Source organism: Collinsella sp. AM09-41 (assembly GCF_003473245.1).
In the GTDB taxonomy this organism is placed as follows: Bacteria; Actinomycetota; Coriobacteriia; order Coriobacteriales; family Coriobacteriaceae; genus Collinsella.
In genome coordinates, this window is record NZ_QRMJ01000005.1 from 17,593 (window position 1) to 38,728 (window position 21,136).

Sequence of the window (21,136 nt, forward strand, 5' to 3'; positions counted from 1 at the left end):
TCGGGTTTAATTAACGCTAAAACGTTTGACTAGCCATGGTGAACAACCCTGCTATCCTGCGGGTTGACGAAGACTGATATCTCACCTCGTCGATACATACTGTCTGGCGAATCGTTTGTCAATGAATTCGGTGAACGGTAGTAAATACCGTTCAAGCGTATGTATGTATCGGTCGCCGAGCGCGGCACCTCAGTTGGGTTCGTCGGTAGGTAAGGTATATATCGTCCGCAAGTTGCGCGGGGGCGCGTCTAGGTGCTCCCGGGTAAGATTCTCTATTGATAGGAGAAGACATGGCCATCATCAACAAGGGTATGTCCAGGCGTTCGTTCCTCGGCCTCACCGGCAGCGTCGCTGCTGTCGCAGGGCTTGGTCTCACCGGCTGCGGTGGCAGCTCTAGCGACGAGGGTTCCGCTTCCGGTTCCACCGATTCCGCCAACCGTGGCGGCGGCGTGATCACCGCTGGTTCCGCTTACGCTCCGTCCAGCTTCGATCCCGCCAGCACCGGCTCCGCTGTGGGCCTGGGTGCTAACTGGCACGTCGTCGAGGGCCTCTACGGCATCGATTACCACGACTACAGCACCTTCAACGAGCTCGCCACCGACGATCCCAAGTCTGTGGACGACACCACTTTCGAGGTCACCATCCGCAAGGGCGCCAAGTTCTCCGATGGCACCGAGGTCACCGCTGACGATGTCGTTGCCTCCTACACCGCTTGCGCCGCTTCCGCTACCTATGCTCCGTTCTTCCAGCCCTTCGAGTCCATCGAGGCCAAGGACGCCAGCACCGTGACGGTCAAGACCAAGGTCCCCAACTTCTCCCTGCTCAAGGATCGTCTGGCCATCGTCCGCGTTACCCCGGCCACCCAGACCGAGGAGGATCGCGCCAAGCAGCCGATCGGCTCCGGCCCCTGGATGTACGACTCTATCTCCGATACCGAGATCACCCTGGTTCCCAACCCCGAGTACAACGGTGAGTATGCTGCCGAGGATAAGAAGATCCAGTACAGCATCCTGACCGACCCCACCGCTCGCGTTACCGCTCAGCAGGAGGGCTCCACGCTCGTTATGGAGCTCGTTACCGCTGACGCCGTCGACCAGCTCGAGAGCGCCGGCTGCAAGATCGATAACGTTCAGGGTTTCGGCACCCGCTTCATCATGTTCAACGTCGCCAAGGAGCCTTGGAACAACGTCAAGGTTCGTCAGGCTGTCATGTATGCGCTCGACACCGAGAAGATGGTCAGCAACACCTTCGCCGGCCTTGCCACCGCTGCCAGCTGCTACCTGCCCAAGAGCTTCACCAACTATCATGAGGCTTCCACGGTGTACAAGACCGACGCCAAGAAGGCTAAGAAGCTCATCGAGGAGTCTGGCATCACCCCGGGTGCCATCACCCTGCGCACCACCGACAACGAGCAGATTAAGGGCATGGCCGCCCAGGTCAAGAACGACCTCGACGCTCTCGGCTTCGATGTGACCATCCAGACCGATACCTCGCCGGCCACCTACGCTGCCATCGACGGCGGCGAGGCCTACGATATCCTCCTTGCCCCTGGCGATCCTTCCTGCTTCGGCGCCGACCCCGACCTGCTGCTCAACTGGTGGTACGGCGACAACGTCTGGATGCAGACCCGTTGCCCGTGGAAGGAGTCCGCTGAGTGGCAGAAGCTCCACGGTCTCATGGACGAGGCTCTTGCCGCTGAGGGCGACGAGCAGCAGAAGAAGTGGAACGAGTGCTTCGACATCATTGCCGACAACGCCGTTCTGTACCCCGTTGTCCACGTCAAGACCGTCTCCGCTTCCTGGGACGATCCGTCCACTGCGCCCAACGGCGAGGCCCTCGATGGCTTCAAGGGCATCGGCACGACGAGCATGTCCTTCAGGGGCGTTGCGACCGTCAAGGCGTAAGACTCGCTTGAGTCTGTATGCAGGATGTCGGTCGTTGGGACCGTATCCTCATAGTTGAAACAAAGACCCGGGCGACCTCGATGTCGCTCGGGTCTTGTAATGAGTATCCGTACTCATATACCAGTTGGTCCTACCGACAAAAGAAAGGGGAGAGAACGTGAACAACTTGCTACGTTTGATTGGAAGGCGTCTTGTGGCGCTGCCGATCATGGCATTGGGCGTCACCGTCCTGGTGTTCTTCCTTATGTCGTTCTCCAAGACCGACCCCGCCTACACGGCGTTGGGTGACGGTGCCTCGCCCGAGGCGGTTGCCGAGTACCATGAGAAGTATGGTCTGGACGACCCCTGGCCCGTGCGCTACGTGCGCTATATGGGCGATTTGATCCATGGCGACATGGGCACCTATGGTGCTGCTCGCAACTCCGTTGCCAAGCGCATCTCCACGGCCCTGCCCGTCACGATGCAGCTGACCTTCATCGGCCTTGCCATCGGTGCGGTCGTTTCGTTTTTGCTCGGCGTCATCGCGGCACTGTATCGCGACAAATGGCCGGACCAAGTGATCCGCGTCTTTTCCATCGCCGGCTTGGCAACCCCGTCGTTCTGGCTTGCCGTTCTGTTGATCCTGCTGTTCTCTTCCTACCTTAAGGTGCTCCCGGCATCGGGTGCTCTGCCTCACTTCACCACGAATCCGGCTGGTTATCTGGGCCGCATGATTATGCCCGCCATCGCCTTGGCATTTCCGCTGACGGGCCAGATGACTCGTATCGTGCGTACCGCCATGGTCGAGGAGCTCGACAAGGACTATGTCCGTATGGCTCGCGGTGCCGGCGTTCCCGAGAAGGTCGTCGTCGGTATCAACGTTCTTCGCAATGCGCTGATCACCCCGGTCACCACCCTCGGTCTTAAGATCGGTTACCTCATGGGCGGCGCCGTCGTCATCGAGGTTATCTTCAACCTCCCCGGCATGGGCACCGCGATTCTGCAGGGCGTTCAGGGCAACGAGGCGAACCTGGTTCAGGGCGTCGTTATCGTCGTTGCTCTTGCCTTCATCATCATCAACATCGTGGTTGACATGCTCTACCTGCTCATCAACCCGCGCATCAGGACGGTGTAGATTATGGTAAAGATTCGAGAGAAGCAAACCGAGCAGCTCGAGAAGGCTGCCTCCAAGGGGCTCAAGCTCGGTGGCTGGAAGAAGATGACGCTGTCTTCTAAGATTGCCGCCGTCGTGTTGGTGCTGGTCGCCCTGACTGCGATTCTGGCGCCCCTTCTTGCCCCCTATAGCCCGGTCGAGATTTTTACGGCTCGCCAGGCTCCCGGCAACGGATTTATCTTCGGTACCGACGATAAGGGTCGCGACATTCTGTCGCGCATGCTCTACGGTGGTCGTTACTCGCTGATTATCGGCTTTGGCGCCACTGCCATGGCTCTGGTCTGCGGCTCGGTCGTGGGCGCCCTTGCGGCGGTTTCGCGCAAGGCCGTTTCCGAGACGATCATGCGTATCCTGGACATCATCATGTCCATCCCGGGCATCGCCCTCGCGGCCGTCTTCGTCTCCATCCTGGGCAACTCCGTGCCGTCGATCATCTTCGCCATCGGCTTTATGTACACTCCGCAGATTGCCCGTATCGTGCGCGCCAACATCGTGTCCGAGTACGGCGAGGACTATGTCCGCGCGGTCATCGTTTCCGGCGCCAAGGCTCCGTGGATTTTGATCAAGCATGTTCTGCGTAACTGCATCGCCCCGATCATGGTCTTCACCGTTACCCTGGTCGCCGACGCCATCATCTTCGAGGCCTCGCTGACCTTCATCGGCGCTGGTATCCAGGAGCCCACCGCTACCTGGGGCAACATCCTCGCCGACGCCCGCGGCGGCGTGCTCGCCGGCCGTTGGTGGCAGGCGCTGTTCCCGGGCCTGGCCATCATGATCACCTGCCTGGCACTCAACATCCTCTCCGAGGGCATTACCGACGCCATGGCCGCTGCTCCCTCCGCCGCCCTGGATCCGACCGATTCCTCCAAGCGTCGCGAGGCCGACCTGCTGGTCTCTGACCCCGTTCGCGCCTACAAGGAGCAGGCCCAGTCCCTCTCCGCTCGCCTTGGCGCCCTGCGCGATGTCGAGCTCAAGCGTGACGATCGCCATGTGCCCGACGAGTCTGTCGAACCGATCCTTTCGGTCCGCGATTTCTGCATCCAGTTTGAGCATCACGGCGATATCAACGTCGTCGACCATGTCAACTTTGACGTCCGTCCTGGTCAGACCATGGGCCTGGTGGGCGAGTCCGGTTGCGGTAAGTCCATCACCACGCTGGCCATCATGGGCCTGACCGACGATGACGAGCACCTTTCCGGCGAGGTCCTCTGGGAGGGCCGCGACCTGCTCAAGATGAGCAAGAAGGAGTGGTTCGGCCTGCGCGGTACCGATATCGCTATGGTCTATCAGGACGCCCTGTCCTCGCTCAACCCCTCCATGCTCATCTCTGCCCAGATGAAGCAGCTCACCAAGCGCGGCGGCACCCGCAGCGCCGAGGAACTCCTGGAGCTCGTGGGCCTCGACCCCAAGCGTACGCTCGAGAGCTACCCGCATGAGCTTTCCGGTGGCCAGCGTCAGCGTGTCCTGATCGCTATGGCCCTTACCCGCGACCCCAAGCTGGTCATCTGCGACGAGCCCACGACCGCTCTGGACGTTACCGTCCAGAAGCAGGTCATCAAGCTGCTCAACGACCTTCAGGCCAAGCTCGGCTTTGCCATGATCTTCGTCTCGCATGACCTAGCGCTGGTCGCCGAGGTCGCCCATAACATCACGGTGATGTACGCCGGTCAGGTTATCGAGCAGGCGCCCACCAAGGAGCTGCTCACCAACCCGATCCACGAGTACACCCGCGGTCTTCTGGGTTCCGTTCTGTCCATCGAGAGCGGTTCGGGCCGCCTGCACCAGGTGCCCGGCGCCGTTCCGAGCCCGCGCGATTTCCCCAAGGGCGATCGCTTCGCGCCCCGCTCGAGCCATCCGCGTATTGGCCTGGACACCCGTCCGGTCTTCAAGCGCGTGCCCGGCACCGAGCACTTCTATTCCGAGCTCCCCGACGAGGTGCTCAAGGCAAATGGTTTGACCCCTCACGCGGAGGTGATGTAGATGAGCGAGACCGCAGTCAACGGCGTCGAGCCGATCATCTTCCTTGATGACGTCCACGTCACCTTTAGGACCCGTACCGGCTCGATTCTGCACCCTAACCTGGTTCACGCCGTCCAGGGTGTAACGATTAGGCTCATGCCCGGTCAGACGATCGGCATCGTCGGCGAGTCCGGTTGCGGTAAGTCCACCACCGCCAACGTCATGTGCGGCCTGCAGGCCCCCACGAGCGGCAAGGTCTACTTTAAGGGCAAGGACGTTACCAAACGTACCGCCGAGGACCGTCGCCACATGGGTCGCGTCATCTCGGTCGTGTTCCAGAACCCGGCCACGGCACTCAACCCCCGTATGGTCGTTCGCGAGCAACTGCTCGACCCCATGCGCGTCCACAACCTGGGTACCGAGGCCGAGCAGGAGAAGCGCGTCAAGGAGCTCTTGGAGCTCACCGGTCTGCCCAGCTCCGCCGCCGAGGTTCTTCCCGGCCAGCTTTCGGGCGGCCAGCGCCAGCGCGTCGCAATTGCCCGTGCCCTGTCGCTGAACCCCGATGCCATCATCGCCGACGAGCCCACCTCGGCTCTGGACGTTTCGGTTCGCGCGCAAATTCTGAACCTGCTGACCGACCTTAAGAAGGAGCTCGGCCTGGCCATGGTGTTCATCAGCCATGACATCCAGACGGTCCGCTATATCTCTGACGACATCATCGTTATGAATGGCGGCAAGATCGTCGAGCAGGGCGAGGCCAAGCAGGTCTTCCAGCACCCTCAGGACCCCTACACCAAGATGCTGCTCGGTGCTGCGCCGTCGCTGCTGCATCCCAAGCTCGGCGAGTAGCCTCGCTTTCCCTCCCGTGCGCCCGGTTCCCTTGCCGGGCGCACCTCCGTTGCGATTTCGAAAGGTTGGGTTCACGAGCCATGCCAAGTGCTCAGGAGCTACAACAGCAATTTGGTGGGTATCGGGGCGCCATGCCCCGTCCATCAGATTTCGATCTCTTTTGGAAGGACCGCATGGCCGAGGCCGACGCCGTCGGACTTGACTATGCGATCGAGACGGCATCGGTCACCGATGCCGTGACCTGCCAGCTTTTCGACCTCTGGTATACCGGCATGTGTGGCGCTCGCCTGCATGCCAAGTACCTTAAACCCGTCTCGGACGAGCCCGTGCCATTGGTACTTCAGTTCCATGGGTATCCGGGTGCAAGCCGCAGCTGGTTTGAGCAGGCGTCGTTTGCGGGCATGGGCATGGCACTCATCGCCCTCGACTGCCCCGGCCAAGGAGGTCCCTCCGAGGACATTGGTGGATTTGAGGGCACAACGGTCGCGGGCCATATCGTCGCCGGTATCGACGGCGATCCGGCCAACCTCTACTATGTCCGCTTGCACCAAGATATTCGCATCCTGTGCCGCATCGTTCGCGAGCTCGAGGGCATCGATCTTGCCCGTGTGTTTGTGAACGGCGCGTCGCAGGGCGGCGGTTTGGGCATTGCGACCTGTGCACTTAACAGCGAGCTTATCAATCGCGCCGCCATCCTCTATCCCTTCCTGTCGGATTTCCGCCTGGTCTGGGATTTGGATGCCGACGACATTGCCTACGAGGGCCTGCGCTATTGGTCTCGCTGGTTTGACGAGGACTCGACTCGTATCGACGAAGCCTATGCCAAGCTGGCGTACTTCGATTCCAAGAACTTTGCCCCTATGGTCAAATGCCCCGTGCTGTTTGGCACCGGCACAGCCGATACCGTCTGTCCGCCAGCGACGCAGTTTGCGGTCTATAACAACCTGACCTGTGAAAAGCGTCATGAGTTCTTTGAAGGCTTTGGCCACGAGGAGATTCAGGATTTTGACGATCTGATCATTCCGTTTTTCTGCAAGGGAGGGGAGGCTCATGTCTAAGTGCGAGAGCAATGTCGGCGAGCTGATTGTCTCCGACCTTGTGGGGATTCCCGGAACGGTCTCGTCAAGGCTCGCTGATTTCCGGGATTGGCGCGGTGATGCTTCTGCGGATGTTTCCGAATTAGAGATAGCCGCTTCGGACCTTGAGGTTTGCGGGCCGAGTATTACGGCGATCGATTTCGCCAATCCGTATGCCCGCTACTCCGAGGTTTCCTTTGAGCTTAGTGGCGATGTGGTCCACGCGCGTTTGATCGAGCCTGTCGGTCGTGCCCGAGTATCTGAGCGCGTGCCGCTGTGCCTGATGTTCCACGACATCGATCGGCCTGTGCGCGGCTGGCATCACATGACGAGATTTGCCGCCATGGGGTATGCCGTCCTTGCGCTGGATGACGATGTTGCTGGTGCGGACGACCTGCAGTGGGGGATTGCTTCGCCCGCTTTTGTCGAGCGCGTCCGTTGGGGTTGCGCGCTGGCGAAGGTGGCGCGCAATCTTGATGGCATGGATCCCGACCGCATCTTTGCATGGGGCGAGGGCCTTGGGGGCGGAGTCGCGCTGGCGGTTTCTGCTCTGGACGAGCGGGGCCTCGCCTGCACGGCGGTTGCCAATCCGCTTCCTGGCGGCCTCGAGACGCTGTCGTCTCGGGTGCGCGGATCGGTGCTCATGGGCACATCGCTTATGGATACCGTGAGCGATCCCAAGGATCAGTTTGCCGTATTCAACGGTCTTGAGTGTGACCGGAGGCATATTATCTATGCAAAATACGCTCACGAGCGCATCAATGCGTTCGAAAACGAAGTTGTCGACTTTTTTAACCAAACGTTCTACTCGTGTTCTTTGGCCTAGACGGCCTGGACACTGCCAACAAGAGTGGGTGGCATAGGGCCGCCCGCCAGACAGCTAAGGAGATTCTTGTGGCAACTCAGAAATTCACCGGCGTTATCCCTCCCGTCGTTGTTCCCGATACCGAAGATCACCAGCTCGACGTTGCCTCCTTTGAGCGCAGCATCAACCGCATGATCGATGCCGGCGTCGATGGCCTGTTCTTCTTGGGATCCTCGGGCGAGGTCGTCTTCTCCACCGACGAGCGCCGTCGCCAGATTATCGCCGAGGCCGTTCGTATCGTCGACCACCGCGTTCCCGTTCTGGTCGGCATCATCGACACCGAGACCGAGCGCATGATCGAGCACGGTAAGGTCGCTCAGGAGCTGGGCGCCGATGCCCTCGTCGCCACCTGCCCGTTCTATGCCCTGCAGGGCATGACCGAGGTCGAGGAGCACTTCCGCATCCTGCATGAGGAGCTCGACCTGCCCATCTTCGCTTACGACATCCCCGTGTGCGTCCACACCAAGCTCCCCTGGAAGCTCCTTGCCAAGCTCGGTGCCGAGGGCGTTCTGGCCGGCGTCAAGGATTCCTCGGGTGATGACATCTCGTTCCGCTACCTCGTTCAGGAGAACGAGAAGAACGGCCATCCGATGAGCATCCTCACCGGTCACGAGGTTGTTGTCGACGGCGCCTACCTCGGTGGCGCCGACGGTTCCGTCCCGGGTCTCGCCAACGTTGAGCCCGAGGGCTACGTGCGTCAGTGGAAGGCCGCTCAGGCCGGCGACTGGGCTACCGTCAAGGCCGAGCAGGATCGCCTCAACGAGATCTCCCACATCTGGGATGTCACCTCGGGCGTTCAGGGCTATGCCGGCGGCGTTGGTGCCTTCAAGACCGCTATGAATCTCATGGGCATCTTCGACAGCCCGACCATGCCGCGCCCGGTGAAGGCCATGACCGGCGAGAACGTCGAGGCGATTAAGAAGGTCCTCCAGGACAACGGTCTCCTGTAAAGCTTCCCCAGGCACCCGATCTTGGGGCTCAAGTGGTCGGGCGTGACCCATTAGGTCAACGCCCGGCCACTTTCACCCCAACCTCGGGCACCTGGGAAACCTTTACCAAGTTGCGGCGATAATATCGCCTTCATTTCCTGTAGTTGTTTTTATCTCCTAAGGAGAGCGACATGGAGAACAAGTACGTTTGCTCCGTCGATATCGGCGGCACCAAGATTGCGACTGCCATTATGGAGTATCCGGCTGACGGCAGCGTGCCCCATCCCGTATTTGAGGCCGAGGTTCCTACCGAGGCCCAGGAGGGCGGCGAGGCTGTCTTCCAGCGTATCGAGGCGTCCATCAAGGCCGCTCTTGAGGCGAATCCCGATGTCGAGGTCCTTGGCGTCGGTATCGGTGCCGCTGGCGTCGTCGATCCCAAGACGGGCGCCATCGCGTATGCCAATGAGATCATGCCCGGCTGGTCCGGCGTTCAGTTGGGGCCGCGTCTGCGCGAGGACCTTGGTCTTCCCGTTGCCGTTGTAGGCGACGTGCAGGCTCATGCTCTGGGCGAGGCCCACTGGGGTGTCGGCAAGGGCAAGTTCTCCGTCTTGTGTCTTGGCATCGGTACGGGTATCGGCGGCGCATATGTCGAGAACGGCCGCGTGATGCAGGGCTTCCATGGTGCTGCTGGCCATATGGGCCACATCGAGTGCTCGGCTGCCGCGGGCATTCCCTGCGCCTGCGGGCGTTCTGGTCATCTTGAGTCGGTAGCCTCGGGCACCTCGATTGGCCGTATGTACGACGAGCGCTTCGGTCGAGTTGACCCCAGCCGTCCTTCGGTCGGTCGCGACGTGAACGACCTGTGCCGTGCTGGCGACGCAAAGGCGACCGAGGTCATCCATGACGCCGGCTTTGCGCTGGGCGCCAGCTTGGGCTCGCTTGCCAACATCTTGGATCCCGAGGTCATCGTGCTTTCGGGAGGTGTGATTCACCAGGGTCCCGATTGGCGCTCGCAGACGTGGAAGGACTCGGTGCACGAGGGCTATGCCAGCCAGGCGCTCGACCCGCTTCAGGACACGCCGATCCTCATCGGGTCTCTGGAGGGTGACGCGCCGCTCATCGGTGCCGCTGAGCATCTTCTTGCGTCGTTGAAGTAAACATAACTACCAAGTGCGCCTTCTGAGGTGCCGCAGATTGACGTGAAAGAGGAGCGAAGCGTACTTCGGTACGCGAGCGACGGTTTGAACGTCAAGGTGCGGTGTCTCAGAAGGCTATTTTGAGAAAGGTTGAGTCGAACATGACCGTTGATCCTTTGATTCAATCCCTGAAGGGCAAGCTCGTCGTGAGCGTTCAGGCCTATATGGGCGAGCCGCTTCGTACGCCCGAAACCATGGCTCAGATGTCTCGCGCCTGCGAGCTTGGCGGCGCCGCCGCTATTCGCTGCCAGGGTCTTGCCGACATCGCCGCCATTAAGGGCCGCTGCGAGGTTCCCGTCATCGGCTTGTGGAAGGATGGACACGAGGGCGTCTACATCACGCCGACGCTGCGTCATGCTCGCGCCTGCGTTGCCGCCGGTGCCGACATCGTGGCAATTGACGCCACTGATCGCCCGCGTCCCGATGGCAAGACCGTCGAGGACACCTTCCGTCCGCTGCACGAGGAGGGCGTGCTCCTGATGGCCGACTGTGCCACCATCGAGGATATTCGTCGTGCTGTCGACATGGGCTTCGACCTGGTGTCCACCACGCTTTCCCATGGTGTTGCCGCTATCGATTGCACCATGGCCGACGGTCCCGATCTGCCGCTCCTGCGCCAGGCGACCGAGGAGTTTCCCGGCCTTCCCATCATCTGCGAGGGCCGCGTGCACACGCCCGAGGAGGCCCGCGCCGCAATTGATGCGGGCGCCTGGGCAGTTGTCGTGGGCACTGCCATCACGCACCCCACGAGTATTACGAGTTGGTTCAAAGCCGCGCTTGAGGCGTAAGACGGACCTTGTATCCGCTCAGGGCGGTATACTCATTAAAGGCAATTGACCGCGCGGGATCCGGGTTGCTGGGTCCCGCGCTTGTTTTTAGGAGGCAGCACATGCAAAAGGGAGATGCCATGGATGCGGCGGAGCGCTCGGAGCGTATCCCCGATATCGTCATCATCACCGGAATGTCCGGATCGGGCCGAACGCAGGCCATGCATGTGTTCGAGGACATGGGCTATTTTTGTATCGATAACCTGCCCCCGCGTCTGATTGCCCAGCTTGCTGAGCTCGTTGGCATCAATACGGGTGTGGGTAGGCACCTTGCCGTCACCTGCGACCTGCGCAGCCAGGGCTTGTTCGATGAGCTGCTCGATGCCGTTGCCGCACTCGAGGAGCGCGAGATGAGCTGCGACATCGTTTTTCTTGAGGCCTCTGACGAGGTACTGATCCGTCGTTATAGCGAAAATCGCCGCCGTCATCCCATTGCCAAGCCGGGGGAGACTACGGCCGATGCGATTCAGCGCGAGCGCCTTCAGCTGCAGGGCGTGCGCGATCGAGCCGATATGATTATCGACACGAGCCGTCTGCGCACCTCTGCGCTGCGCAACAAATTGCGCATGGCGTTCTCCGAGCTGTCCGACCAGCAGCTCATGGACGTTCACGTGTTCTCGTTTGGCTTTAAGCACGGTATGCCCGTCGAGGCGGACATTATGATCGACGTTCGCTTTCTGCCCAATCCGTTCTACGATCCCGAGATGCGCACCATGACCGGTCTCGATAAGAAAGTCTCCGACTTTGTTCTGGACCATCCCAAGACCCAGGAGTTCTGGAAGGTCTGGACGCAGCTGCTCGATACGGTCATGCCCGGCTATATCGCGGAGGGCAAGCCGCAGCTTTCTATTGCCATCGGTTGCACGGGCGGTCAACACCGCAGCGTTGCCATCGCCGAGGCCACGGCACGTTATTTGGAAGGTGCCCAGTATCACGTGAGCATTTCCCATCGCGACTTGTCACGCGCCAACACGAAAGCATAGGCCTGCATGTCGTTTACCGCCGAGGTGCGTGACGAGCTCGCGCGCTGCGAACCCGAATGTGAATACTGCGATTTGTCGACGCTTGCCGCCCTGACGCGTGTGAGCGGTACACTTTCGCTGGCCGGCTCCGGGCGGTATCGTTTGACGGTCGCGACCGAGACGGGCGCCGTCGCGCGCACGATGATCACGCTGACGCATCGCATCCTTAAGCTCAAAACGGAATTCACCGTTCGTAAATCGGTCTTGCATAAGGTCCGTAACTATCTCATTACCCTGCCCGATCAACCCGACCTGGACAAGGCTCTGGTGCTGCTGGGCATTCTCGACCGCAGGGGAGGGCTCGTCGCCGGTGTTCCCCGGCACATCGTTGCCCGCCCCTGCTGCAGGCTTGCCTACATCCGCGGCGCGCTCATCGCCGGCGGTTTCGTGGCCGATCCCCGCGGCGACTTTCATTTGGAGATCGCGGTGCAGGGCGAGCAATATGCCAAGGGGCTCTGCGATCTGCTGGAGCAGATTGGGGTCCATGCGCGCGTCAACGCGCGGCGCGGGTCCTATGCCGTGTACATTAAGAGCGCCGAGGAGATCGAGCAGCTCCTAAAGCTGGTCGGAGCCAAGCGCAGCGTTGCCGAGATCGAGGAAGCGCGCGCGGTCAAATTGGTTAAGAACGACGTAAACCGTCGCGTGAATGCCGAGCTGGCCAATCAGACCAGAAGCGCGGGTGCCGCCCAGCATCAGCTTGCGCTGATCGATGAGCTCGAACTGCGGGGTTTGCGCGACACGCTTCCGGACGCCTTGGCGGTCTTTTGCGACCTGCGCGAGCGCTATCCCGATCTGTCACTGCGCGATTTGGGGGAGATGGCTGACCCTCCCTTGTCGAAGTCGGCCCTCTACCATCGAGTTTTGAGACTTGAAAAGCTCATTGAAGCAAACAGGTAGTTTAAAGTATCGACTTATATACGGATTTAGCTGCTATTTTATTCTTTAAAACGTTTTAACGTAAATTTGATTTTCAATTTCGAGCATTCTCGTGAAATTCAAGTCAAAAAAAAGGTATATTAGGCGAGTGGTTAGTTTGTGGGCCTCAACGGCGGGCGCTGTAGCTTGCGGGGGCCTTACGAAAGGAGACACAATGGCAGTAAAGGTTGCTATTAACGGCTTCGGTCGCATCGGTCGTCTGGCTTTCCGTCAGATGTTCGGTCATGAGGGCTCCGAGATCGTCGCTATCAACGACCTCACCTCTCCCGATATGCTCGCTTACCTGCTGAAGTACGACTCCACGCAGGGCAACTACGCTCGCGATCACGAGGTCGTTGCTGGCGAGGATTCCATCACCGTTGACGGCAAGGAGATCAAGATCTACAAGGAGGCCGACGCCAACAACCTGCCTTGGGGCGACCTCGACGTCGACGTCGTTCTCGAGTGCACCGGCTTCTACACCAGCAAGGCTAAGGCTCAGGCCCACATCAACGCTGGCGCCAAGAAGGTCGTCATCTCCGCTCCGGCCGGCAGCGATCTGCCCACCATCGTGTACAACGTCAACCACGAGACGCTGACCGCTGAGGACAACATCATCTCCGCTGCTTCCTGCACCACCAACTGCCTCGCCCCGATGGCCAAGGGTCTGAACGACTTCGCTCCCATCGTGTCCGGCATCATGACCACCATTCACGCCTGGACCGGCGACCAGATGCCGCTCGACGGCCCGCAGCGCAAGGGCAACAAGCGTCGTAGCCGCGCCTGCGCCGTCAACATCGTCCCCAACACCACCGGTGCTGCCAAGGCTATCGGCCTGGTTCTCCCCGAGCTCAACGGCAAGCTCATCGGTGCCGCCCAGCGCGTCCCGACGCCGACCGGCTCCATCACCAACCTCTACGCCGTCGTTGACAAGAAGGTCACCGTCGACGAGGTCAACGCCGCTATGAAGGCCTACGCTGCCACCATCTCCGAGACCTTCGGTTACAACGAGGACGACATCGTCTCCACCGACATCATCGGCGAGACCCATGGCTCCATCTTCGACGCCACTCAGACCATGTGCTCTGACCTCGGCAACGGCCAGACCCTCGTTCAGGTCACCTCTTGGTACGACAACGAGAACTCTTACACCTCTCAGATGGTCCGCACCATCAAGTACTTCGAGAAGTTCGTTGCTTAATTTAGCTTTTAGCGAATAGCTCGTTGAGCGTCTAAAGAAGGGCGCGGCCTTATAGGGCTTACACCCTAGGGTCGCGCCCTTTTTATAGGAAATCGTCTGCCGTAATGGGAGGCAGACACGTACGAAAGGTAGAAGCAAACATGGCCTTTACCAAGAAGACCGTCCGCGACATCGATGTCGACGGCAAGCGCGTTCTCGTCCGCGTTGACTTCAACGTGCCTATCAAGGATGGCGTCGTTGGCGACACCACCCGTATCAAGGCTGCCCTGCCCACCATCAACTATCTCGTTGAGCACAACGCTCGCGTCATCCTCATGAGCCACCTCGGCCGTCCCGATGGCACCGGCTTCCAGCCCGAGCTGTCCCTCGAGCCCGTCGCCAAGAAGCTCGCAGAGCTCTCTGGTCTCGACGTTGCCTTTGTCGCCGACACCTACGGCGAGAAGGCTGCCGAGGCTGTCGCTGCCGTCGAGCCGGGCAAGGTCCTCGTTCTCGAGAACGTCCGCTTCGATAAGCGTGAGAAGAAGAACGATCCCGAGATCGCCAAGAAGCTCGCTTCCTATGGTGACGTCTTCGTTCTCGATGCGTTCGGCACCGCTCACCGCGCCCAGGGTTCCGTTGTGGGCCCCGCCGCTTACCTGCCTGCCGTCGCCGGTTTCCTGCTCGAGAAGGAGGTCGACACGCTGACCGGCATCTTCGCCGAGCCCGAGCGCCCCTTCGTCGCTATCGTCGGCGGTTCCAAGGTTTCCTCCAAGATCGGCGTTCTCGATCACCTCATCGACTCCGCTGACACCCTGATCATCGGTGGCGGTATGGCCTACACCTTCTTCCTGGCTCAGGGCATGTCCGTCGGTCAGTCCCTCAAGGAAGAGGACTGGGTCGAGCGCGCTGGCGAGATGCTTAAGAAGGCCGAGGAGAAGGGCGTCAAGATCCTGCTCCCCATCGACAACCGCGTTGCCGATCACTTTGGCGAGGACGCTGTCCCCGAGGTTGTCGCTTCCGACGCTATCCCCGACGATCGTGAGGGCATGGACATCGGCCCCAAGACCGAGGAGCTCTACGCCGAGGCTGTCAAGGGCGCTAAGACCGTGTTCTGGAATGGCCCCATGGGCGTCTTCGAGTTCGATAACTTCGCTCATGGCACCCAGGCTATCGCCGAGGCTGTCGCCGAGGCCGACTGCACCTCGATCATCGGCGGCGGCGATTCTGTCGCAGCTGTCAACAAGTTCAACCTGGCCGACAAGATGAGCTGGATCTCCACCGGTGGTGGCGCTTCCATGGAGCTCGTCGAGGGTAAGGCCCTGCCCGGAGTGGAGGCGCTTCTCGATGCCTAATCGCACCCTTCTTATCGCTGGTAACTGGAAGATGAACAACGACGTCGCCGAGGCTGCCAAGCTCGCCGACGAGCTGGCTCAGGCTCTGCCCGAGGTTCCGGCTGGCGTCGAGGTGCTCGTCTGCCCCCCGACCATTGACATCACCACGGTTCATGACCGCATTCAGGCTGCCCCCATCGCCCTCGGTGCACAGAACGTGTACTGGGAGGCCAAGGGTGCCTTCACCGGTGAGTCCTCTTGCGACATGCTCAAGTCCGCTGGCTGCACCTACTGCATCATCGGTCACTCCGAGCGTCGCGACTACTTCCACGAGACCGACGAGGACCAGAATAAGAAGGCCAAGGCCCTCGTTGCCGCCGGTCTTGTCCCCGTCTTCTGCTGCGGCGAGTCCCTCGAGGTCCGCGAGGCCGGTACCTATGTCGAGCACGTCGTGAACCAGGTCAAGGCTGGTCTCGAGGGTCTCGAGATCACCTGCCCCAAGCAGGTCGTCGTCGCCTACGAGCCCATCTGGGCTATCGGCACCGGCAAGACCGCTACCGCCGAGGATGCTCAGGAGGTCTGCGGCGCTATCCGTGAGACCCTCAAGGAGATGTTCGGCGAGGAGCTCGCAAACGGCATCCGCGTTCTCTATGGTGGCTCTGCCAAGCCCGGCAACATCGCCGAGCTCGTCGCCAAGCCCGACGTTGACGGCGCACTCGTGGGCGGCGCTTCGCTCAAGGCTGCCGACTTCGCCTCTATGGTCGTTAAGGCAGGCGAGTAGGACATATGGCACAGCGTCATCTTCCTGCACTCCTGATCATCATGGACGGGTGTGGTTTGGCTCCGGCCGATGGCGAGAACGCCGTCGCCGCTGCCAAGACGCCCTTCCTTGATAGCCTGTACGAGAAGTATCCCCACACCACACTCGGCGCTTCGGGCGAGGACGTGGGCCTTCCCGACGGTCAGATGGGAAACTCCGAGGTAGGCCACCTCAACATCGGTGCCGGCCGCATCGTGTTCCAGGAGCTTTCGCGCATCAATAACGCTATCAAGGACGGCTCCATCGCCAAGAACGAGGTCTTCGTTAAGGCTATGGACGATGTCAAGGCCGAAGGCAAGACCCTGCACCTCATGGGCCTTATGAGCCCCGGCGGCGTTCATTCTCACATGAACCATGTCGAGGCCCTGGTCAAGATGGCTGCCCAGCATGGCGTCAAGACCGTTCGCGTCCACGCCTTCATGGATGGCCGCGACGTTGACCCGCAGTCCGGTGCTGGCTACATGAGCGAGTTCTGCGCCTTCCTGGCTAAGATCTCCGAGGAGACCGGTTGCGACGCTCGCGTTGCCACCGTTTCGGGCCGTTATTGGGCCATGGACCGCGATAACCGTTGGGAGCGCATCCAGCGTGCCTACGATGTCATGGTCAACGCGTCCGATGCCGATACCGACCCCGTGGCCGGTATCAAGGCCTACTACGAGAAGGATCCGCGCGGCGATGAGTTCGTCGAGCCCTTCGCTGCCCACAACGAGGGCATCCACGAGGGCGACGCGGCCATCTTCTTCAACTTCCGTCCCGACCGCGCTCGTCAGATGACCCGCGTGTTCACGGACAAGGAGTTCGACGGCTTCGAGCGCGAGCAGATCAAGCTTTCGCACTTTGTGACGATGACCGAGTACGATCCGACGTTTGACGTCGAGGTCGCCTTCCCCAAGACGTTCCCCGAGAACGTCCTGGCCGACGTTATCGCCGCCAATGGCCTGAAGCAGCTGCACACCGCCGAGACCGAGAAGTACGCCCACGTGACGTTCTTCCTCAACGGCGGCATCGAGGAGCCCAAGGAGGGCGAGGAGCGCGTGCTCGTCGCTTCTCCCAAGGTCGCTACCTACGATCTGCAGCCCGAGATGAGCGCTCCCGAGGTTACCGAGAAGCTCGTCGCCGCAATCAACGAGGATCGCGCTGATTTCTACATCGTGAACTTCGCGAACTGCGACATGGTTGGTCACACCGGTGTCTTCGACGCCGCCGTTAAGGCCGTCGAGGCTGTTGACGATGCTTTGTCCAAGGTTGTCCCGGCGATTCTCGCCAAGGGTGGCTTTGCGCTGATTACCGCCGACCATGGCAACGCCGATCACATGTTTGACGTTGCTTCCGACGGTTCCAAGCATCCGTTTACGGCTCACACCACCAACCGCGTGCCGTTCATCATCGTTGATGATAAGGCCAAGCTCACCGGTATCGAGGACGGCCGTCTTTCGGATATCGCTCCGACCATGCTCACCATGGCTGGTATTGAGCCTTCCGCCGAGATGACGGGTCGCGTGCTCGCCACCGAGGCCTAATAGAAAACAAATACCGTTTTCTAGTAAGGGGGTTGTCCACAACCGGACGACCCCCTTTTTTGGTATTTCTGCCATTTCTACCCCGTCCCTAAATGGCAGGTGGGGGAGTGTTGAAGGTTGTGGTACAGTACTGGAGTTTGAGTTGTTCTATTAAGGAGCTTATCTATGGGTCCGTTCCAGATTCTTCTGTTTGTCGTTTGGGCTGTTTCTGCCGTGGCGCTGACGATTCTCGTTCTGATGCATTCCGGTAAGGGCACCGGCGTTTCGGATATGATCGCTAGCTCGCTGTATAACTCCAGCTCTGCCACGGGCGTCATGGAGCAGAACCTCGATCGCCTGACGGTAATTATGGCCGTCGTTTTTGCCGTGTGTGTCGTTCTGTGCATGTTCTTCTTCCCGCAGGGTATCGTCGGCTACTAAGCATCGGCGTATATACGTTTGTAAAGGGTCCCGCATGTGCGGGGCCCTTTTTGTTTACAGACTTGTAACAGAGTCAAAATATCCCCACATACTTCGCCCAACTAAAGAAATTCTCGACCGTTAACCGGAATTAGCCCCAAATCGTGCATAAAATGCGCTACTGTATTGCAAAACGTTGGTCTGTTGTGCATAACCAGCCATAGCAGCGGGCGGCGTTTTGATGGTTCGGATCGGATTGTCTCGACATATGTCCGACTGAACATTTCTTTGTCCTATCTCATAAGGAGGATGGCATGGCTGATTCTATGTTCCACCAGCCCGTTATGGGTCGTCGCGCCTTTGTCGGCGGTACCCTTGCTGCGAGCTCCATGGCTTTTCTTGCCGCATGCGGCAAGAAGGGCGGCGACGCTTCCGGTTCTGAGTCCGGTTCGACGCTGAACTTCTACATCAACAACCCGGTCTGCATCGACCCCTACAACGTCCAGGAGGATCAGGGCACTCAGGTCGAGTACCAGCTGTTCGATGCTCTGACCTCTTACGACGCCGAGAAGGGCAAGATCGTCCCGCTGGCTTGCGAGTCCTTCGAGGCCAACGACGACGCCACCGAGTTCACCTTCAAGATCAAGAAGGCCAAGTTCCACAACGGTGACGACGTTACCTCCAAGTCCTTCAAGCTCGCTTGGGAGCGTCTGGTCAACACCAAGTCGGCCATCGCTACCGAGTACGGTCCTTCCGAGGTCTCCTATCACCTTTCCATGGTCGAGGGCTATGACGATCTGCTTGCCGGTAACGCTACCGAGCTCAGCGGTGTTACTTGCCCCGACGATGAGACCCTCGTCGTTAAGCTGTCTTCCGCTTACGCCGACTTCCCCTTCGTCGCCTCTCACCCGGCTCTGTCCCCGGTTCCCGAGTGCGCCGAGTCCGATGTTAAGAGCTTCTACCTTGCCCCGATCGGTAACGGCCCGTTCATGATGGACGGCAAGTGGGAGGATGGTCAGGAGATCAACCTCAAGAAGTTCGACGATTACTATGGCGACAAGGCCAAGATCGATGGCATCCACTTCCAGGTCATCAAGGACGTGGAGACCGCCTACAAGGAGTTCCAGGCCGGTAACCTCGATATCTGCGACGTTCCCGTTGCTCAGATCGACGCCGCCAAGAAGGATCGCGGCGTGTCCAAGGACGGCTACACCATGGGCGACGGCGAGCGCATGCTGCTCGGCGCCGAGCCTTCCACCTACTACCTGACCTGCAACACCACGGCCGAGCCGTTCAACAACGCCGACCTGCGCAGGGGTATCTCCCTGGCCATTAACCGTGAGGCCATCTGCAAGACCATCTTCAAGGGTACCCGTACCCCCGCCGACGGCATTGTTCCTCCGGGCATCGATGGTTACAAGGAGGGCGCATGGGAGTTCTGCGCCTACGACGTCGACAAGGCTAACGAGTACCTCGACAAGGTTGCTCCTGCCGGTGCCAACGGCGACCGTGGCATTAGCGTGACCCTTTCCTACAACCAGGACGGTGGCCACAAGGAGATCATGGAGTCCATCATCGGCGACCTCGCCAAGGTCGGCGTTACCGCCGTCTCCGATACCCCTGAGTGGTCTGCGCTGCTCGAGCAGTACCAGAACTTCAACTATCAGTTCGGTCGTCTGGGCTGGATTGCCGACTACCCGATCATGGACAACTTCCTGTATCCGCTGTTCCACTCCGACTCCCTCGGTGGCGACAACCGCTCTGGTTACAACAACCCCGAGTTCGACGCCAAGGTCGACGAGGCCCGTACCACGGTTGACGACGAAGAGCGCGTCGCTAAGATGCAGGAGGCCGACGCAATGGTCGCTGCCGACTGCCCGGTCATCCCGGTGATGTTCTACACGCACACCATCGCTGGCTCCGATCGCATCAAGCACCTCTATGTCGATCCGCAGAAGCACGCCGAGCTGGGTACCGCCGAGCTCGCCTAAGAGTTTGCAGCTTCCGTGAGGGTCAAGTATTTACGTAGACCTCATGGGAAACATACAGTTCTCCCTAACCTGGGGTAAACTGGCTGATGGTAATTTTGGGATGCCGGTCTGGCGATCGGCATCCCATTTAGGTTAATCCCTAGATAGGGGAGTGGTATGGGTAAGTACATCGTTAAACGTGTGCTTCAGTTCATCCCGGTGTTTTTGGGCGTTACGCTGATTCTGTTCGCCCTCCAGAATATCGTGCCGGGAGATCCGATCAAGCTGATCGGTGGAGACAAGGCTCTGTCCCCCGAGGTAGAGCTTCAGCTTCGCGTACGCTATCACCTGGTCCAGACGGACGAGGACGGCAACGCGATCCTTGACGAGAACGGCGATCCCGTTCAGACGTCGCTTGTAGACCGTTATCTGTATTACATGAACGGTCTGCTTCATGGCGATCTGGGTAATTCGTACCAGCGCAAGCTGCCGGTTACGGAAATCTTTGCCCAAAAGTATCCGTATACGGTCAAACTTGCCGCGTGCGCCATCGTGCTCGAGGCAATCATGGGTATCGGTGCGGGTATCATTTCGGCGGTAAAGCGTTATTCCTTCTGGGATATTTTGGTTACGCTCACCACGTCGATCCTCGTTGCTGTCCCGGCCTTCTGGCTTGGTATGTTGCTGCAGCTGTTCTTTGGCGTCATCCTCAAGGATGCCACCGGCGGCGCATTCTCCATGCCGATTTCGGGTGCCGGCGGTTCCAGCTCTCAGTATCAGGATTGGATGCACTATGTGCTTCCGACCATTACGCTGGCATCGGTTTCGACCGCTTATGCTGCCCGCATTATGCGTTCGCAGCTGCTTGACGTCATGAACCAGGATTACATCCGTACGGCAAAGGCCAAGGGTCTCTCCAGTCGCGCGATCATCATCAAGCATGCGCTTAAGAATGCACTCATCCCCGTCGTTACCTATATCGGTGTCGACTTTGGCGGCATGCTTTCGGGTGCCATCCTGACCGAGACGGTCTTTAACTGGCCCGGTATCGGCTATGAGGTCTATCGCGCTATTAGCATGCGTGACTGGCCCATCGTTATGGGCGGCGTTACGCTCATCGTTGTCGTCGTCATGGTGATCAACCTGCTCGTCGACATTAGCTATGCATTCCTCGACCCGCGTATCCGCCTTGGCGGTCCGTCGGATAAGGCCTAAGGGAGG

At 59.9% G+C, this 21,136-nt stretch carries 18 protein-coding genes; all 18 read left to right on the forward strand.

Features of this window, described 5'->3' with window-relative positions; translation table 11 throughout:
• Positions 1–290: 290 nt before the first annotated feature.
• A complete protein-coding gene (locus tag DW112_RS06860) occupies positions 291–1,904 on the forward strand; it encodes an ABC transporter substrate-binding protein (protein WP_035138897.1) in 1,614 nt (537 codons plus the stop codon).
• A 157-nt stretch (positions 1,905–2,061) separates the two neighbouring features.
• The gene (locus DW112_RS06865) at positions 2,062–3,018 is read left to right on the forward strand and encodes an ABC transporter permease (RefSeq protein WP_055251823.1); all 957 of its coding nucleotides are present in this window, start codon (positions 2,062–2,064) and stop codon (positions 3,016–3,018) included.
• 3 nt (positions 3,019–3,021) lie between these two features.
• Complete coding sequence (locus DW112_RS06870) at positions 3,022–5,037, forward strand: dipeptide/oligopeptide/nickel ABC transporter permease/ATP-binding protein (RefSeq protein ID WP_035138893.1); 2,016 nt, start codon at positions 3,022–3,024, stop codon at positions 5,035–5,037.
• The gene (locus tag DW112_RS06875; RefSeq protein ID WP_089573612.1) at positions 5,038–5,865 is read left to right on the forward strand and encodes an ABC transporter ATP-binding protein; all 828 of its coding nucleotides are present in this window, start codon (positions 5,038–5,040) and stop codon (positions 5,863–5,865) included. It begins immediately after the preceding gene.
• 80 nt (positions 5,866–5,945) lie between these two features.
• The gene (locus DW112_RS06880; protein WP_117647499.1) at positions 5,946–6,923 is read left to right on the forward strand and encodes an acetylxylan esterase; all 978 of its coding nucleotides are present in this window, start codon (positions 5,946–5,948) and stop codon (positions 6,921–6,923) included.
• The gene (locus DW112_RS06885; RefSeq protein WP_118328628.1) at positions 6,916–7,767 is read left to right on the forward strand and encodes an acetylxylan esterase; all 852 of its coding nucleotides are present in this window, start codon (positions 6,916–6,918) and stop codon (positions 7,765–7,767) included. The genes DW112_RS06880 and DW112_RS06885 overlap by 8 nt, the downstream gene beginning before the upstream one ends.
• A 68-nt stretch (positions 7,768–7,835) precedes the next feature.
• Positions 7,836–8,756, forward strand: a complete 921-nt coding sequence (locus DW112_RS06890) for a dihydrodipicolinate synthase family protein (protein ID WP_035138887.1) — start codon at positions 7,836–7,838, stop codon at positions 8,754–8,756.
• A 170-nt stretch (positions 8,757–8,926) separates the two neighbouring features.
• Positions 8,927–9,892 carry an ROK family protein gene (locus DW112_RS06895; RefSeq protein WP_022094876.1) on the forward strand — a complete coding sequence of 322 codons (966 nt, stop codon included), beginning with the start codon at positions 8,927–8,929 and terminating at the stop codon, positions 9,890–9,892.
• A 140-nt stretch (positions 9,893–10,032) separates the two neighbouring features.
• Positions 10,033–10,719 carry an N-acetylmannosamine-6-phosphate 2-epimerase gene (locus DW112_RS06900; protein ID WP_022094877.1) on the forward strand — a complete coding sequence of 229 codons (687 nt, stop codon included), beginning with the start codon at positions 10,033–10,035 and terminating at the stop codon, positions 10,717–10,719.
• A 101-nt stretch (positions 10,720–10,820) separates the two neighbouring features.
• Complete coding sequence (gene rapZ, locus DW112_RS06905; protein ID WP_118081946.1) at positions 10,821–11,741, forward strand: RNase adapter RapZ; 921 nt, start codon at positions 10,821–10,823, stop codon at positions 11,739–11,741.
• 6 nt (positions 11,742–11,747) lie between these two features.
• Positions 11,748–12,677: a DNA-binding protein WhiA gene (gene whiA, locus DW112_RS06910; protein ID WP_118081948.1), complete on the forward strand. Its 930-nt coding sequence runs from the start codon at positions 11,748–11,750 to the stop codon at positions 12,675–12,677.
• 193 nt (positions 12,678–12,870) lie between these two features.
• Positions 12,871–13,896, forward strand: a complete 1,026-nt coding sequence (gene gap / locus DW112_RS06915) for a type I glyceraldehyde-3-phosphate dehydrogenase (protein ID WP_022094880.1) — start codon at positions 12,871–12,873, stop codon at positions 13,894–13,896.
• A 140-nt stretch (positions 13,897–14,036) separates the two neighbouring features.
• Positions 14,037–15,227: a phosphoglycerate kinase gene (gene pgk, locus DW112_RS06920; protein WP_118328629.1), complete on the forward strand. Its 1,191-nt coding sequence runs from the start codon at positions 14,037–14,039 to the stop codon at positions 15,225–15,227.
• Complete coding sequence (tpiA, locus tag DW112_RS06925) at positions 15,220–15,987, forward strand: triose-phosphate isomerase (RefSeq protein WP_006236147.1); 768 nt, start codon at positions 15,220–15,222, stop codon at positions 15,985–15,987. The genes pgk and tpiA overlap by 8 nt, the downstream gene beginning before the upstream one ends.
• Before the next feature lie 5 nt (positions 15,988–15,992).
• A complete protein-coding gene (gene gpmI, locus DW112_RS06930; protein ID WP_117862281.1) occupies positions 15,993–17,546 on the forward strand; it encodes a 2,3-bisphosphoglycerate-independent phosphoglycerate mutase in 1,554 nt (517 codons plus the stop codon).
• 165 nt (positions 17,547–17,711) lie between these two features.
• Entirely contained in the window at positions 17,712–17,966 is a 255-nt protein-coding gene (secG, locus tag DW112_RS06935; RefSeq protein WP_006236144.1) for a preprotein translocase subunit SecG, read from the forward strand.
• A gap of 293 nt (positions 17,967–18,259) precedes the next feature.
• Positions 18,260–19,936 (forward strand): ABC transporter substrate-binding protein, encoded by a 1,677-nt coding sequence (locus DW112_RS06940; protein ID WP_233545882.1) that lies wholly within the window; start codon positions 18,260–18,262, stop codon positions 19,934–19,936.
• 156 nt (positions 19,937–20,092) lie between these two features.
• Positions 20,093–21,130, forward strand: a complete 1,038-nt coding sequence (locus DW112_RS06945) for an ABC transporter permease (RefSeq protein ID WP_118328631.1) — start codon at positions 20,093–20,095, stop codon at positions 21,128–21,130.
• Positions 21,131–21,136: the final 6 nt, after the last annotated feature.

Bases quoted from the DNA above. Each gene is read 5' to 3' on its own strand.
- DW112_RS06885 (WP_118328628.1), top strand. From the start codon at position 6,916: ATGTCTAAGTGCGAGAGCAATGTCGGCGAGCTGATTGTCTCCGACCTT.
- tpiA (WP_006236147.1), top strand. From the start codon at position 15,220: ATGCCTAATCGCACCCTTCTTATCGCTGGTAACTGGAAGATGAACAAC.
- DW112_RS06900 (WP_022094877.1), top strand. From the start codon at position 10,033: ATGACCGTTGATCCTTTGATTCAATCCCTGAAGGGCAAGCTCGTCGTG.
- DW112_RS06870 (WP_035138893.1), top strand. From the start codon at position 3,022: ATGGTAAAGATTCGAGAGAAGCAAACCGAGCAGCTCGAGAAGGCTGCC.
- DW112_RS06860 (WP_035138897.1), top strand. From the start codon at position 291: ATGGCCATCATCAACAAGGGTATGTCCAGGCGTTCGTTCCTCGGCCTC.
- DW112_RS06940 (WP_233545882.1), top strand. From the start codon at position 18,260: ATGGCTGATTCTATGTTCCACCAGCCCGTTATGGGTCGTCGCGCCTTT.
- gap (WP_022094880.1), top strand. From the start codon at position 12,871: ATGGCAGTAAAGGTTGCTATTAACGGCTTCGGTCGCATCGGTCGTCTG.
- gpmI (WP_117862281.1), top strand. From the start codon at position 15,993: ATGGCACAGCGTCATCTTCCTGCACTCCTGATCATCATGGACGGGTGT.
- DW112_RS06895 (WP_022094876.1), top strand. From the start codon at position 8,927: ATGGAGAACAAGTACGTTTGCTCCGTCGATATCGGCGGCACCAAGATT.
- secG (WP_006236144.1), top strand. From the start codon at position 17,712: ATGGGTCCGTTCCAGATTCTTCTGTTTGTCGTTTGGGCTGTTTCTGCC.
- DW112_RS06945 (WP_118328631.1), top strand. From the start codon at position 20,093: ATGGGTAAGTACATCGTTAAACGTGTGCTTCAGTTCATCCCGGTGTTT.
- rapZ (WP_118081946.1), top strand. From the start codon at position 10,821: ATGCAAAAGGGAGATGCCATGGATGCGGCGGAGCGCTCGGAGCGTATC.
- pgk (WP_118328629.1), top strand. From the start codon at position 14,037: ATGGCCTTTACCAAGAAGACCGTCCGCGACATCGATGTCGACGGCAAG.
- DW112_RS06880 (WP_117647499.1), top strand. From the start codon at position 5,946: ATGCCAAGTGCTCAGGAGCTACAACAGCAATTTGGTGGGTATCGGGGC.
- whiA (WP_118081948.1), top strand. From the start codon at position 11,748: ATGTCGTTTACCGCCGAGGTGCGTGACGAGCTCGCGCGCTGCGAACCC.
- DW112_RS06875 (WP_089573612.1), top strand. From the start codon at position 5,038: ATGAGCGAGACCGCAGTCAACGGCGTCGAGCCGATCATCTTCCTTGAT.